The 15,407-nt window shown below is 40.8% G+C and carries 18 protein-coding genes and 1 pseudogene; 14 read left to right on the top strand and 5 right to left on the bottom strand.

The annotated features are described in order from the left end of the window. The 12 genes from I6E49_RS13095 to I6E49_RS13150 form a co-directional block, all read left to right on the top strand. The coding region (locus I6E49_RS13095) for a DUF3800 domain-containing protein (RefSeq protein ID WP_235402875.1) at positions 1-1,170 on the top strand (1,170 nt) is incomplete at its 5' end. A gap of 112 nt (positions 1,171-1,282) precedes the next feature. After that, positions 1,283-1,699, top strand: a complete 417-nt coding sequence (locus tag I6E49_RS13100; protein ID WP_235402877.1) for a hypothetical protein — start codon at positions 1,283-1,285, stop codon at positions 1,697-1,699. A 198-nt stretch (positions 1,700-1,897) separates the two neighbouring features. After that, complete coding sequence (locus I6E49_RS13105) at positions 1,898-3,070, top strand: site-specific integrase (RefSeq protein ID WP_227034677.1); 1,173 nt, start codon at positions 1,898-1,900, stop codon at positions 3,068-3,070. A 28-nt stretch (positions 3,071-3,098) separates the two neighbouring features. Continuing rightward, the gene (locus tag I6E49_RS13110) at positions 3,099-4,367 is read left to right on the top strand and encodes a site-specific integrase (protein WP_235402878.1); all 1,269 of its coding nucleotides are present in this window, start codon (positions 3,099-3,101) and stop codon (positions 4,365-4,367) included. Positions 4,368-4,506: 139 nt separating this feature from the next. Further along, a complete protein-coding gene (locus I6E49_RS13115) occupies positions 4,507-4,824 on the top strand; it encodes a helix-turn-helix domain-containing protein (RefSeq protein WP_235402879.1) in 318 nt (105 codons plus the stop codon). A gap of 8 nt (positions 4,825-4,832) precedes the next feature. Continuing rightward, positions 4,833-5,144 (top strand): hypothetical protein, encoded by a 312-nt coding sequence (locus tag I6E49_RS13120; RefSeq protein ID WP_235402880.1) that lies wholly within the window; start codon positions 4,833-4,835, stop codon positions 5,142-5,144. Positions 5,145-5,208: 64 nt separating this feature from the next. Next, entirely contained in the window at positions 5,209-6,033 is an 825-nt protein-coding gene (locus I6E49_RS13125) for a hypothetical protein (protein WP_235402881.1), read from the top strand. Between the two features lie 285 nt (positions 6,034-6,318). Continuing rightward, on the top strand, positions 6,319-6,714 hold the full coding sequence (locus I6E49_RS13130; protein ID WP_235402882.1) for a plasmid mobilization protein: 396 nt from the start codon (positions 6,319-6,321) through the stop codon (positions 6,712-6,714). 2 nt (positions 6,715-6,716) lie between these two features. After that, on the top strand, positions 6,717-6,896 hold the full coding sequence (locus I6E49_RS13135; protein ID WP_235402883.1) for a hypothetical protein: 180 nt from the start codon (positions 6,717-6,719) through the stop codon (positions 6,894-6,896). A gap of 102 nt (positions 6,897-6,998) precedes the next feature. Beyond that, positions 6,999-7,940, top strand: a complete 942-nt coding sequence (locus I6E49_RS13140; protein ID WP_235402885.1) for a relaxase/mobilization nuclease domain-containing protein — start codon at positions 6,999-7,001, stop codon at positions 7,938-7,940. A 12-nt stretch (positions 7,941-7,952) separates the two neighbouring features. Further along, positions 7,953-8,555 carry a hypothetical protein gene (locus I6E49_RS13145; protein WP_235402887.1) on the top strand — a complete coding sequence of 201 codons (603 nt, stop codon included), beginning with the start codon at positions 7,953-7,955 and terminating at the stop codon, positions 8,553-8,555. A 73-nt stretch (positions 8,556-8,628) separates the two neighbouring features. Then, a complete protein-coding gene (locus tag I6E49_RS13150) occupies positions 8,629-8,877 on the top strand; it encodes a transposase (protein WP_254923336.1) in 249 nt (82 codons plus the stop codon). Positions 8,878-8,976: 99 nt separating this feature from the next. Here the strand turns inward: I6E49_RS13150 and I6E49_RS13155 are convergent, their stop codons facing one another. The 3 genes from I6E49_RS13155 to I6E49_RS13165 form a co-directional block, all read right to left on the bottom strand. Continuing rightward, entirely contained in the window at positions 8,977-9,225 is a 249-nt protein-coding gene (locus I6E49_RS13155) for a hypothetical protein (protein WP_094881857.1), read from the bottom strand. Between the two features lie 605 nt (positions 9,226-9,830). Beyond that, complete coding sequence (locus tag I6E49_RS13160) at positions 9,831-10,334, bottom strand: immunoglobulin-like domain-containing protein (protein ID WP_141241351.1); 504 nt, start codon at positions 10,332-10,334, stop codon at positions 9,831-9,833. Positions 10,335-10,338: 4 nt separating this feature from the next. Continuing rightward, entirely contained in the window at positions 10,339-11,637 is a 1,299-nt protein-coding gene (locus tag I6E49_RS13165; protein ID WP_235402888.1) for a S1 family peptidase, read from the bottom strand. A 99-nt stretch (positions 11,638-11,736) separates the two neighbouring features. On the opposite strand from I6E49_RS13165, the pseudogene I6E49_RS14775 reads away from it, so the two are divergent. Further along, a pseudogene (locus tag I6E49_RS14775) lies at positions 11,737-12,161 on the top strand (IS110 family transposase); the annotation flags it as partial. A 74-nt stretch (positions 12,162-12,235) separates the two neighbouring features. After that, positions 12,236-12,535 (top strand): hypothetical protein, encoded by a 300-nt coding sequence (locus tag I6E49_RS13175; RefSeq protein ID WP_235402890.1) that lies wholly within the window; start codon positions 12,236-12,238, stop codon positions 12,533-12,535. A gap of 84 nt (positions 12,536-12,619) precedes the next feature. Here I6E49_RS13175 and I6E49_RS13180 read toward each other — a convergent pair whose 3' ends face one another. Both I6E49_RS13180 and I6E49_RS13185 read right to left on the bottom strand, forming a co-directional pair. Continuing rightward, positions 12,620-12,949: a hypothetical protein gene (locus tag I6E49_RS13180; protein ID WP_235402891.1), complete on the bottom strand. Its 330-nt coding sequence runs from the start codon at positions 12,947-12,949 to the stop codon at positions 12,620-12,622. 576 nt (positions 12,950-13,525) lie between these two features. Next, positions 13,526-14,731: a S1 family peptidase gene (locus I6E49_RS13185; protein WP_235402892.1), complete on the bottom strand. Its 1,206-nt coding sequence runs from the start codon at positions 14,729-14,731 to the stop codon at positions 13,526-13,528. Positions 14,732-15,407 lie beyond the last annotated feature (676 nt).

Below are 15,407 nucleotides of genomic sequence, written 5' to 3' on the forward strand. Positions count from 1 at the left end.
AAATGTAATATGCACCTATCGGAAATCTGGCATAGCAAGAAAAACGACAGTCGCTTATCCCGAACTCAGGTTAATAGCATCAGAATGATGATGAAAGCGCAAGGCGTAGATGAAAAGTATATTGATAAAGAGGAAACATTATACTATGATGAATCAGGTAACATTAAACACCTGATTGTAAAAGAGGGTAAACTAAATGCAGATTCAGATACAGTATTTGTGTTGGGTGGTGTTCAGGCGGAAGATACTATTTCTTTGGAAGAGTTAAAAACTGCATTAGGAAAAAGTTTAGAAAAAGAAATGAAATCAACAAAGGACTTGAAAGGGTCTTTTATTGAAATATTGCGCAAGGATAATTTTAGAAAAATACTCCAACTGATTCAAGACAAAGGATGGCATATCCATTTTAGTATCGTGCAGATACTATATTACGGATTTGTAGATATTGTCGATTCAATAGATGGACTAGATGTTGATCTTTTATTTGCATTCAAGGCAGAGCTATACAAGGTCTTGAAAAAGGATCCAAATACAACTGTTTCAATATTCAAGAAATATAAATATCCAAATGTTGCGACAAAAGACATCAATAATTTCTTGTCAGAGATTCTAACCCTTATTGAGAGTGTTATTACTGAAGATGCGAAAAGATTCATTATTAATCCTTTCCTTCTTGTACTCAAGAGTTGTATTGAGAAAGCTAAAGAACAAAAAGAATTGACTTTTATTCAGAATGAAACTACTCACGAATGGGTTGGAGAATTTGAGCAATTTTATAAGCAACAGATTCTCAACTTTCCGAAGAAAACCTTGGTGTTCGATGAAGAAAAACAAGTTATGAACCAAATTGCAGAAGAAAATATTATTATCAATGGTAAAACTCTTAATAACTATAGTTTTAAGGAGTCTGAATCGGATGCAATGATACAAGTCTGTGATTACGTGGTTTCTATTTTACGTAAATATATAATATTCCTTGACAGATTAGAGTCGGAGGTTGATGCTGATATCCAAAATTTTGATGAAAATCAGATGAACAACTACAAGCTTTTAAATAGAATACTAGCAGCCTCTCTTGATTATAATCCGTTGTTTGTACATTTTGTTGCTAGTCAGCATACTGTTGCCAAGTATCATATGTACATAAAAAAGTATGGTAAAATAGAGTAAAAGAGTGACTTTACAGTATATTGCTTTTTTTGTTCTACTTTATGTGGATTGTTGTTTTTTAAAAAATGAAACTTCGTTATAACGCATGGGTAATAATAATCTTTTCAAACTTATGACTCTAGATGCCACCATGAAAACATCTGACATTGAAGAGCGTTTTGAAAAAATAGCAAAGATGCTGTTTGAAAGTTTTGCTATCCAAAAGGGTGAGACAGTGTATCTCTTTAAAGAGATTGAGTTTTACTTCTACAACAAGAATCATCGCGATATTATCACTCATCCACGGGTGTCAAAACCTTTATGTTGGTATATTAATGACTTCGGAGGAATAGATCTTAATTTCGAGAGTAATATTAAGTTTGAAAACCGACTTAATAGTAAAGGGCAGAATGTCAAGAATATCTTAGTCCTACAAAATGCGTTTGAAAAGACAAGAAAGCAAATGAAAGTAAATACGCTAAGTATCAATGCTTTAAGCGATAATTTGAATTTTCCGATGTTTGCCAAACTCACTCTTAAAAAGACATAAAAGACTGTTTCTTGTTTCCGTTTTGTTTCTCGTTTCTCGGTTTGTTTTCTTATCTTCACATCAGTTTTCCGAAGTAAGGGAAGAGAAAGAAAAGCAAATGTCAGCATAGGAAACCATATCTGACATGAACTTTCAACAAGAGGGAGAAAAACCCTCCAATGTAGCAGAATACAAAAACAAAATAACACTTTATACATTATGGCAAGACCAAAGAAACAAGTAAAGCTGAAAGAACCGATTAAAATTCGGTTGAAGTCGCTCGCAGATGGCAACAAGAGCATCTATCTTGACATCTACTATAAGGGAGTGAGGAAGTATGAATACCTCAAACTCTACCTCGTTCCCGAAATCAATCCCATTTGCAAGGAACAGAACAAGCAGACTATGGCAGTTGCAGAACGCATCAAGGCAGAGCGCATCAAAGCCCTGCATGGTCACGGCATACAGGACTGGGAGACAGTAAAACAAGGCTCGATGCTTCTTACCACATGGATAAAGAAGTATTGTGAAGGTGGTGTCGGAATCAAGAAGTCAACGCTCCATTGCCGTGTGGAAATGCTGCACACCGTGGAGAAGTATCTTGACGAGACCAACAAAGGCTTCATTTCGCTTGAAGAGGTCAATGCGGAGTTCTGCCGTGGATATGTGAAGTTCTTGCGTAACTTCCCAAACTCCCATATCAAGTATGGCGAGCCAAGACCTATCAGCGAGAATACGGCAAGCCGATACCTCGGAATGTTCTCCACTGCTCTCAATAACGCTGTGCGACAAGGCATTATTCGCAACAACCCTATGAAAGAACTTGATGCACGTGAGCGCATTCAGCCCAAGGACGGCAAGAAAGAGTATTTGACCATTGAGGAACTTCGTACCCTCATGGCTACGGACAGTTACCGCCCAGAGGTCAAGGAGGCTTTCATCTTCGCCTGTTTTACTGGATTGCGATTAAGTGACATGTACCGTCTTGCTCCGATGCACATCTTCAAGACCGCTGACGGAAAGGGCGAATACATAGACATGGAAATGCAAAAGACGGAGAAGCCAGTTATAATACCTCTCTCGGAAGAGGCTAAGCGGTGGTTGCCAAAGCCAAGAGGAAATGATATTCCTTTCTTTGACATACCGACCACACAGACCGTTATAGGCAGGGCTCTCCGCAAATGGGCGGAAGCGGCAGGGATAGAGAAGCATATCTCATTCCATTGCTCACGGCACACGTTCGGAACGATGATGCTCACTCTCGGTGCAGACCTTTTTACCACAAGCAAGCTGATGGGACATTCCAACATTCAGACCACGGAAATCTATGCTAAAATCGTGGATAAGAAGAAGGAGGAAGCCATCAACCTCATTGACGGTATGTTCACATAAATCATTGACAACGAATATATATATAGACATGACAATAACTATCAGACAAAAGGCACTTGCCAACGACAACATAAGCTTGTATCTTGACATCTACGATGGTGGCAAGCGCAAGTTTGAATTTCTTTCTCTCTATTTGTTGCCAGAGGTTGATGCAGAGACCAAAGCAAGAAACGAAGAAACATTGCAACGTGCTCACCAGATAAGGGCTGAGCGTATTCTTCATCCAGAGACCATCCCAGAGGTAGGTCACTTGATGATTGTGAAGGAAATCCCCAATGACGAGTCTCCCGAAGTCTTGGACTGGATCCAGACTTACATCGACTGGATGAGCGACAATACAGACTACTCCAAGGCTATTGTTGACCAGTCAAAGTATCTGAAATACCTAATGAGCGAGTTCCTTGCCAACAAGCGCAGACCTCACATCACTCTGAGGAAGTTCGACAAGGAATGGTTCAAGGCATTCTTCCTTTGGTTGAAGAACGACTATGTGCCACAGAAGTATGTACGAATTGAAGCCAAGCCTTTGTGTGAAGGCTCCCTTCACAATGTTCAACAGCGCATCGTGGCGGTGTTCAACAAGGCGGTCAAGTTCGGCAAGTTGAAGGCTAACCCTTTCTACCAGTTGGAAAAGTCAGACATCTTTCCCAAGCCGAAGTCATCACATAAGCAGTATCTCAATTCCGATGAACTGAAAAGGTTCATGGCTTCAGATGAGAGAAATCCAGGAGTTGCAGAAGCACAAAGAGCTTTCGGTTTTGCCTGTCTGACAGGACTTCGTATCAGCGACATCAAGGCTCTGCGGTGGAGCGACATCAAGAGAAACAAGGAAACGAACACGCTTGTAATCGTCCAAAAGAAAACAAAGGCTCTCAATGCCGTACCAATCGGCAATACCGCCTTGTCATGGATGCCACCCAAAGGTGATGATGATTTTGTGTTTCACCTTCCTGCTAAGGCTAATGTGGATGCTGCCCTTAAAAGGATAGCCAAAAAGGTGGGCATTGAGAAGAATATCTCTTTTCACTGTTCCCGACATACATTCGGAATTTTGGTGCAGGCGGTTACTGGTAACATTGAGACTACCAAGAAACTGATGGGACACAAGTCGCTCAAATCCACCGCCATCTATGCAGATGTGCTGACGAATGAAAAGGTCAAGGCTGTTGACAATACGAAGAAAGCCTTTCGAGGTCGCAAACAGCGTGAAGAGAACAAGCAGATACCGAGGACAAAGCGGACAGCAGCCACCAACACCCATCCACGCAGAATAACTTTTTTACAGGATAACAAGTAAACAGAACTTTTCAGGATAACAACCAGTTAATTTCACTTTTGTAGTCCCCATTTTCGGGCAGGGATTTCTCTCTGTCTTGGGGGACTACACTTTCAAAACAAGCAGTACAACGAATTACAAACAATTAAATTACAGGATAATGAACAAAACTATCGACACCGAGACTCTTCTCTTGAAGGTAGAGTCACATGAGCGCCGCATTGGGATAATGGAGAACCTACTCCGTGATGCCAAGCAAGTATTGACACTGGAGGAAGCAGCCTTATTCATGGGTATATCAAAGAGTAGTCTCTACAAGATGACACACAAGCATGAACTTCCGTTCTTCCGTCCCAACGGCAAGATTATCTACTTTGAGAAGTCCGAACTCTTGAACTGGATGCGCCAGAACCGCAGTATGTCTGAGGCTGAGACCAAGGCTGCAGCGACCAAGCACATGAGTGAACTTTGTAAATAGACATGGCGATGATGAAGGACGATTTTTCCCATGAAGAGTACAGAAGCAAGTTGGCAAATGTCGCTGACCTTGCCGTGAGCTACATCAATACTGGCAACGGCTACTTTCGGATGCGTGATGCTTTCAATCAGCTTGCCGAACAATGCGGAGCCAACAAGGGCATCAATGATGAAGCAACTGTCGGCAGAAGAAAACTTCTTGCCCAGTCTGTTTGCATTGAGTGCATTTCACGATTAAGCAGCCATTCTAATGACAGGTTGCAAGGCGAACTCTATGTTATCGCAGAGGACATTTCCCCAAGGAGAGGACGGCACAGATGATTTTCTCTTTACTGAGAAAAACAGTCTTGCCATTTATGGTTATAATATTCAAAATTCACGGAAGATGGATAAACAAAAGATACATTACTGCTTCACTCTGTCTGATGTACAGATGGAGTATCTTCGCTGCAAGAAGTACAAGATTGACCGCATGGAATGCTTCATGTCTCTTGCCTCTCTTGCTGAACGTGAAACAACACTTGTTTCTATCAGCAAGACCCAACAAGTGGAAATCTTGTGTGGGCAATGTCTGGTTGACAATACCCAACTTGCCAAGCTCTGGGATAAAGACCGCAAGACTGTACCCAAACTTTTACAGGCTATGGAGGCTGTGGGCATTTCCTCTTCACAAAAAGTTGGAGACAACCGCATCATTACCCTGCATTCCCTTTCTGGTTGGTATGTGGACGGAAGATTTGTCAAGAACGGCTTTTCATTGAAGCGCAATACGGATGGCTCAGCAATCATCCACACGGAAGTTCCACAAGCAAGAGTAATTGTTACGACAACGGAGGTTGATACAAAGTCGGACAAGGAAGATGGGCATTCTGCCAATGGAACATCCGATACTGACAACAAGGGCTATTCTTCTACAGCAGATATTTCTTCTTCCCTAAATTCGACTTCATCTAATGACAACAGAAGCGTGGGTAAGGTCGGAATGAATGGCAATCTTTCCGATGCTGTTACTTGTGGAATTTCCCCACAACAAAACTACTCCAGTCAGTCTGTTGGCAATCCTTCTTTCCTGCAAGAAGCAGATGCCAAACAGAATGAAGGAGAACACAACATATATCCACAGCATCTGGCAGGAGGTCAAACACAACAGTCTAACGGTTCTAATGCCAATGGTTACAAGCCTAACGACTCCCATAACGGCAATCAATAGGCATACAGAGGCTAATGAGCCACCATACCGATAAATCATCCCAAAGGACGATTTACAGCCATAGGCTACCGCCAAACTGTTATACGTTTAAGCAGCCTTGGGGACGGACGCTGTTAAAAGTGCCGTCATTTTATAGGTACTTTTCGAGAAATCCTTTTGTAATACAGAAGCCGTGTCCGTCTTTCTGTATTCCTAAAAGTTTCTCGGACTACTCGCAGGCTCGCAGTCGTGGGCACCTTTGCAAGGTGCTTGTAATCATCCCATTTTAATCAGAGACAAGGACAAATGAGAAAGAAGAACATCATAAGGAAACCGCCTACGGAAGTCCACACCTACCGATGTACGAAAGAAGAGTTAAAGCAGCTCCAGACGCTTGCCAAGGAGTGTGGAATTAGTCTGAGCCGCTATGTCGTTGAGACTGGTTTGAAGCACCGTCCACGCATGAGGCTCACCAAGGAAGAGGTGGACGCTCTCAACTCTCTCGCCATCGCAAGGACGGATTTGATAAAAATCAGCAACGTGCTATCCAAGAAAACGGCTGAGGAAAAGGCTCGGTTCTTCAAAAATGAGAAGTTCATGCGTTGGTGGATTGATGCCGTTGCAGGGCTTATCCAACATTGGTATAGCATTGAAGAGAATATCTCAACAAACGTACAGACCAAATCAAAGGATCAATCATGATTATGCTCGCAAAGGTCGTATCTTACGGAGGCAACTCCGTAAGGTACGCATTGGAAAAGGAGAAGGCAAAGACGGTCAAGGTGAACAATATGCCCGATGGTCTTGACCCTACCGCCATCTGGTACATGATGAAGCATCATTGCCAGTATCATCAGGCGGAAAGGACGGTGGGCAGAAAGTAGGAAAGGTTCATGACCACTTTTGTACTTTCCCCATCAAAGGAAGAGTCTGCAAACTTCACGATGGAAGATTGGGCAAACCTCCAAGACGAAGCTTTGAGAGTTTTGGATTCTGTTGGGCTTATGCCCAACGGTTCCTCCAATGTGATAAAGACCAACTTCACCAATTCTATGAATGTGGGCGGACTGCACTCTGATTCTATGTCTGGAACGCTGCTCCTTCACATTGATTGTTGTCGTGTGGATATGGAGGGTAAGACCAATGATGTACACGATATTCACCTTCGGGCAATGAAGGCTGCGGAAATCATCAATATGCGCCATGGATGGGAACAACCGCAGGAAATTCGGAATATGCGAAAGGCTGAACTTGCGGAGGATTGCGAACATATCCTCACAGATATGCAGCAGTTCAACATTGACAGATATTTCAATCTGTTGCGCATGAAAGGCTATGAGGTCAAACCTCGTTACGACAAGCAGCGGAAACTTGTCGGCTACACAGTCGGCAAGAATGCTTCCGTGTTCAAGGCTTCTGAGATTGGCAGAAAGTTTATGGCATCAAAGATTGAAGACACCTGGAAGAAACTGCACCCACAACCTACACAAGTCAAGACAAAGCCTGTTTCTCCATCCGTTGCTCCTGCGCCTCGCCCAGTTCGTCCTGTCGTTCAGACTCAAACAGCATCACAACCAAAGGCGCAACCTCAAATTGCACAAACGGCATTCACAATCAACATTGGCGATGGAGTCAAGAAGGTGTGGATTCCGAACTCTGTCAAAGATGTCTTTACTAATGAGGTTCAGATTCCAGAGGATAATGATATAGCGACAACAGAGAATGTCGCTCATGTAGCGATGCTGTTGTTTGCAGGGTATATTGACGCAGCTACTTCCATGTCTGAGTCATGTGGCGGTGGTGGTTCTGCTCCTTCTTCTGGTTGGGGCAAGAAGGATGATGAAGATGACTGGAAGTTTGCCCACCGTTGCGCACAGATGGCTCACTCTATGTGCAAGCCTAAACCACGTTACCGTTTCCGTAGATAAATCAATGACAATATGGCTATCAGAAAAAGCAAGATAAATATAGACACAGAAGAAAGATCCGACTTCGACAACATGATGGATGATGTCGAAAACGAGATTGAGGAGCAGCAAGCCGAGGATGGACTTGTAAGCCGTGTTCCTGAGTTAAAGCAGTTGAGTGAGGACATTGACAAGGCTACAAGCACCTTCATCAATGCCACACTTGAACTGAAGTCTGCCATTCAGCAGTATCAGCGTGCGGAAGTTCAATTGGGTGGTGCTGTGACTACCATCGGCAAAAAGGTAGATACCATCAATCAGCACATAAACAAGGTCTTGGAGAATGCACCGAACCAATTAAAGGTGTCTGTAAATGTCAATGATGCTGACTGGCAGAAAATTCAAGAACTGTTTGCCAAAGAACGTCAATGGATGACCTCACAGATGCAGATACATATCCGTGAGGTCAATTCCATGTTTGCTGATGAACGGAAAAAAGTCCGTGAACGCTACAAAGAATATGATGGTTGCTACCTCGGTCACTATGCCCAATGGTTCTTTTGGTTTTTCTTCACAATTGGTATCTTTGTGGTTGCAGGAGGTGTTGGAATGATAATTGCACAGAACTATATATGAGATAGACGAGTTACTGCCTAACATTAAGTTTGCACTTAAAATTAGGCAACTACTATTATTATCTCGATAACCAATCAACCAATTTAAATACCTTCTTCGTGCCATAATGATAAGAATGATGCTGAGCAAGAGATACATTATCGAAACCATTAACGACATTCTGAAGAATACGGCACAGATTGTACACTCACGCCATAGATCTGTAAGCAACTTTATCATGAACCTTATTTCAGCATTGGGAGCATATTGTTTCTTTGACAACAAGCCAAAGGCATTGCAAGGATACTGCATCGAAGACACCAAACAGCTGTCACTATTCTAAGGGCAAAACAACTTCTTTCAACCTTCTGTTATTACCCTCTCTTAATGGTATGGGGAGGTGGCGTATTCACGCTGCATTTATATTGTATAAAACACTCGGTTATCCCGAACTGGGGTATATCTTATCGACATAGCTCATACGCCTTAGCGTCTGAAGCCTTCCGCTCTTTGCAGAGTCTGCTAACAACTTTTTGTATTCATCTATGGTGATGGATGGATGACTTGATGCCATCTCTGCTATATGCTTGAACTCTGTTCGGTAGAGATAGGCATTGTCTTTACTCGTTTGCTCCTCAATATACTTAAGCAACGGCTTAATGTCAGAGCCCGCTATATCTTTTATATTCATAGGCGTAGTAGTATTACGCCTGCAAAAATAAAAATTTAATGCGAACTTTTATCGCCTGATTGGCTAATAACCATTAGCATCGGCGGCAAAAAGTTCGCATTAAATAAAAGTTCGCATTAAATAAAAGTTCGCATAACACACCACCGTACGTGCGGTTCCGCATACGGCGGTTCCTATTTTGGATACCATTCGAGATACGCATCCATTAAAGTAGCATACCCTGCCGCCGCTCTCCTTCAGTAAACGCTGGCTGCGCCAGTCAGAATGCCAGCTTTGCAGGTGGGGAGAAGCATAATACCCCTAACTTGTCAGTTAAGTAGCAAAGAATGCCACACCGTTAATTGATAACAGCGGATGCCAAAGTCCATAAACAGACCCTGATGGATATATTCTTGTATTCATTGTTATATTGTGTATCTATTTTCGGCCGCAATGATTGTTCAAACGAGAGCAAAGCCGAGCTTGCTTGAGCTATGTAGAGTGCAGCCAATCTTCACATTTCCTCGTTTGCAAAGGTACGGCAATAATCTCTGCAACACAGTTGCAGAGATTGCGTCAGCACTTGTATTTGGACAAAAAAGTGAAAACCTTTTCACCTCTTGTCTTTAATAAACCGTAAAGACTGAATAAACGTAGCGTTTTTCCTTGCCATTTATTTCTATCTCCCTGCCCAAGCGGTATTCGCCAGGAGAGAAATCTTTCTCGTAGTCCTCGCTTCGCAGAGGAATATTTATGTCATAGCTTCCGCCGTTGCCAATATTCACCGCCAACAGGGTGACTGAATACAACGCTCCGCCCTTGCTCCTTTCCCTGTGTTCAAAGGGTATCCAATTTTCGCCAATCTTTTTCTCAACAACCCTTTTGCCTTTTAGCGAAATTGATGAACACTTAGTGTTGTTGACAATCTTGGCAGACACAATGGTGTCAACGGGTGCCTTGAAACGATTTGCAGACAATTCCATCATGATGCTGTCACCGCTATCGCTGTGCAAACTGTCACTCAGAGCCACCGCAACGGAATCGTTGCCGTTTGAGCCAGTGGCTTGTGTGGAGCATCCTGTAAAAGAGCTACATATGGACAATGTTAATATACATATCAGATTTCTCATACGTTCAATACCTTTTAAGATTCAATGCTTTCAAAACGTTATCCGCCTTAGAGTAGATGAGATAGTTCTTTCCCATTTTCTCAGGGTATCCATATACGACACCGACTGTCAAGCGTGTATTATACTTCGATATATAGGTGTATACAATTCCACCGCTATCTCCTCCATCTGCGGTACATTTCACAAGTGTCATATCAGAGAATGTCGCCGTTTTGTCTCCAGACAGAACAGTACAATCTATATCCTGTATATAACCACCTGTGCGTTTCGTTGTTGCGCCATATTTGTTCACGTATGTCCCTTCTCCTGGTTTGTTTGTCGTCGTCGATAGAACACTGCTTGAACTGCCACCAATATAATTGTTGATGTTGAATTCATCCAAATAGCCGCATGGAATAAAAGAAGCTTCGGCATTTCCTGTTGAGACAATTCGGGAAGAACAAATGCCAAAAGGATTGAAATCTTTATCATAACAGTATTGCCCAACGCTGACCACATGCCCTGCGGTCACTAATCCACAACGTTTTTGTCCAGAAGTCTCTTGGGCGCGAAATGCGAATGTGCCGTAGATAGGTTTATCATCTGACATTGAAATAAGACACGTATCACCTGCGCCAATAGGAAATTTAGATATTGTAGCCAATGTTGTGTAAGAGCGCGTATTAACAAGCTGTGTGGAAAGGCAATGGTTATCTGTATTGATTTTTCCCATGTTTGTGAACACTACAGCAGGGTTATCGTAAAAATTTTTAAACTCCTTTATTCTTGATTGAGAACAATCGGCAAGATAAACTACAACAGCGTTGTTTTTCTGACTGATACCGATGGCTGTTAAGTTACTTTTCAAACTTGTGCTCATTTCAGCATATTTTGAATACAGATGCGACTTTATATTTTTCAACTCTTGCAATGAATACACACATCGTTTAAATTTCAACAGAGAACTATTTACGAGGGATTTTATCCTGTTAACACCACTAACAGAATCCCCCTTTATTGAAATGGTCAAAAATCCATCTTTTTCGATGAAAGAACCACCATAGTAGTCTGGATAGCTATCCTCACCATCCACAGATCTCGTGGCAACCTTAATTTTGGCAAGCAAACTGGCGTTTATCTCGTTAGCTTCTTCTTGACAGTCGGAAGGCACTTCTTGAAGTAAAACGTAAGATTGATTTTGACTTTCATCTATAGCCGTTACGTCTGTATAGTTATCAGAACTGTCAAAATCATCATCCTTATTGCAACCAACGATTGTAATAACGCCCCAACACAAACAAAAATAAAATATAAATTTCTTCATACGCATAATATTTAAGGATTTCTATTATAAAATATTACAAATTTAAGAACATAAACAGTTTGTTGTTTGTTTCATTAACCATAATTAATAAATTTAACATTACAGTTCTTAAGTGACTTGATGCTTCATCACCATGTTGTTGAGGTGTCAATGGAGAGCACCAGCGTCTACTGGATTCCAATATGGCGTGTGCTGTCTCCACACTTCAAGCTGAATCTTGCCAATCCCAGCTCCCTGGTCGCAAGAGTGACGTGAAGGATGCGTAGTGGATTGCCGAGTGTACGATGAAGGAGCTTATACGCGGCAGCTTCGTACCTCCTGAGACAATCCAACAGCTGCGTCAGTACGACTGCCGTATATTCGACCTCAACGAGGAGATAGTAAGAAAGCTGTCAAAACTTGATGCCGTGCTGCAACGCTGCAATATACGTCTGAGCAACTACGTTTCCAATGTTGACAGCAAAAGCTACAAAGCCGTGGTGAGAGCCATCTCACAAGGGATAACCGCCCCCGAAGAGTTGGTGAAGCTAAATTAGGTGGTGCTGTGACTACTATCGGCAAAAAGGTAGATACCATCAATCAGCACATAGACAAAGTTATGGAGAATGCTTCCACTAAATTAAAGGTGTCTGTAAATGTCAATGATGCTGACTGGCAGAAGATTCAAGAACTGTTTGCCAAAGAACGTCAATGGATGACCTCACAGATGCAGATACATATCCGTGAGGTCAATTCCATGTTTGCTGATGAACGGAAAAAAGTCCGTGAACGCTACAAGGAATATGATGGCTGCTATCTCGGTCACTATGCACAATGGTTCTTTTGGTTTTTCTTCACGATTGGTATCTTTGTTGTTGCAGGAGGTGTTGGAATGATAATTGCCCAGAACTATATATGAGATAGACGAGTTACTGCCTAACATTAAGTTTGCACTTAAAGTTAGGCGATTACTATTATTATCTCGATAACCAATCAACCAATTTTATTGCCTTCTTCGTGCCATAATGACAAAAAACATAATAACCTGTAAAAGGGATTGATTAAACTCATCCGAATATTGACAACTATCAATATATCCTATAACAGGATATAGTTCTAAGTATTCACTTCCTGACCAATCCTTTTCGTCATCACGGATAGGAAATAAGGCTATTTTACCGTAAGCAAACTTTTGAGCATCACCAAAGCCTAATTCCCAATTGCACCATTTTGACGCAATAGCACCTTCTGTAGCAACAAGTATAAACTTATCATATTTTTTTATTTTCTCTTTTATATTTTCTGCTGTTCTTCCACATGTACGAGCGGGCATTGATGGATCCAGCCAATCTACGTATATTGAAGAATTGAGATGTCGTATTTGGAATATTCAATCTAAATGTATAATCACTAATCCGTCAGTCAGATGCCACACAATATTACCAGAAACTTTGAAATCAGAGTCTATTTTGTCAATAAAAATACCATCGCTGTCATACATGTCAAATCTTACTTTGTAAAGTGAATCTGTTCTATATGCCCATCCTGAGGAGCTTTTTATTTTCTTAGCGCATAGACTGACTTGAAAGTTACGTTTTGACGCTGGCCATATAGTTATGCACTTTTGATTTCTACCTTTGGCAATGTATTTCCATTCCCCATCTACTTGCATCAACAATCCATAAGTTCGCCCTATATATATCGTCGAATTGCTGTGATTATAAATGTAGACATTTAATTTTCCTGGCTGTTTCTCACTATAGCTTGTGGTAATTGTGACGGAGTCTGAATCAACACGCCATAAACCATCTCTATTCGTTATGTTATTACTTAGAGCGGTCATATCCACGAACATCGTGAATATGACCATAATGCAAAATGTCTTAAATAAGAAATTCATGACAGCCCTTTAGTATCTTGTAAGTCCAAAAATTCTATTTATATTCGATGCTTTTACACACATGCCATAAGTAGTACGGTTAATTTTTGCAGAACCTATATTTATACCTACAGTTAGACGTTGATTGTGTGCTGAACGTAGAGCATATACAATACCCCCACTATCACCGCTTTTTGAAGTATATGACGCAAGATAAACATCTTGAAGCAACACTTTCTTACTTGCATTAAGAACATCATATGAAACATTGGAGATAGTTCCACTTACTCTTTTCCCTGTCGCTTGACCAACCATATTGACATAAGAACCTTTTGGAGGATTCATGGTTTCCGTTGACAACGTATCCGTAGCAGTATTAGCCATATACATAATTCGATTTGTCGGTATGTAGTTTGTTGATGTGATTTTACAAAAAGCAGCATCCAAAATTCCATCATAGTCCCTCGAATATAGACATGTCCCTATCGTGTTTTTTTGACTATCCATTAAAGATTGCCCTTTTGAAATAAAATGTCCTGCTGTCACTATGCCAATGTTGCCATTAGAATCCTTCGCCCTATATCCCATAGATGCGTTATGCGTTTGTCCATCTTTTGAATATGTTATGATTCCACCACAATTTATTCCACTATGTAGCGTTGCGGCATCTCCTTCCATAAAATTCAATATTGGACTGTTCGCTATGTTTGCCTTAAATAAATCTATTAATCTCTGTTCTTTGTCGTATAAAACGACATTTACAGAATTGCTTTCTTCGTCTATACCATACATAGATGTTGTCTTGAAAAGTATTTCGTTCTTTTCTTCAGCCTTCTTGCGTATAAGATTTAAAACGTTCAGAAGTTCGTTGTATGAATACTTACAATTTTTAATTACGACATTGTCCACGTTTGTGCCTAATAAATCAGATGCATCTCCTTCGTAACCCTCTTTTATTAAAATGACTAAATTCCCATCATAATCAATATAGCTTCCACCATAAAAATCAGGATAAGATACATCTCCGCTACGTGTTTGTGAACAAAGCTTTTTCATGGCATTTTCGTAAGCTTCATACGCTGCCGTTTGTAAGCCCATTTCGGAGTCTAAAGTTTTTGTAGAAATTGTATTCTGAGACTCCTGCTCTGAAAGATACTCTTCAGAGTCGTCATTTGAACAGGATGCGAGCGTTGCACACGTTGCAATCATCATAATAAATAACAAATGCTTATACATAATTGATAAATTTTAAAATTTGTTGTAAATATAGTCCAAAAACAAACATGTTGTTATTTTTATTAAACAAGTTTATACTATTTCGTATTTATTAAGCAATCTTATCATTCTGTGTAGTGGTGAACTGAATAGTTACCTTTATCTTGCATATCACTATATTCTGTTAAAATGAAAACAGATGTGCCAACTTATATTTTTCTTTTTTAGTAGTTGATTTATGAATACCAAAATCGGAAAAATTCCGTTGCTTTCAGTGTTAATTTATGTTTTCTCATACTTTCATTTTGGGGTTTCTCGATTATGTTGTTTCCAATTTGTTTCTTTCGTTATTTTATCATCCCAATTAGTATTGATTATCAGCACATTACGAGCAATAAGTAAGATTTCAAGAAGTATATACTGGATGAAAGTGCATATTTTGGGGGTGCCTTAATTCGCCAGTTGAAAGAAGTAGAAAGCGGCGAGATTCTGAAAGGTCCATTGGCTTGTGCTGAATTGTTTAGGTGCTATGATGCAACTGGTGTTGACTACGAATTTCCTGTTCTTGTGGATCATAATAATGACGTGATGAGTTTCATCCGTAAACCTCGTATTAATCTAATTACCTGAGTTCGGGATAAGCGACTGTCGTTTTTCTTGCTATGCCAGATTTCCGATAGGTGCATATTACATTTGC

The sequence above is a fragment of the Leyella stercorea genome (assembly GCF_021531655.1).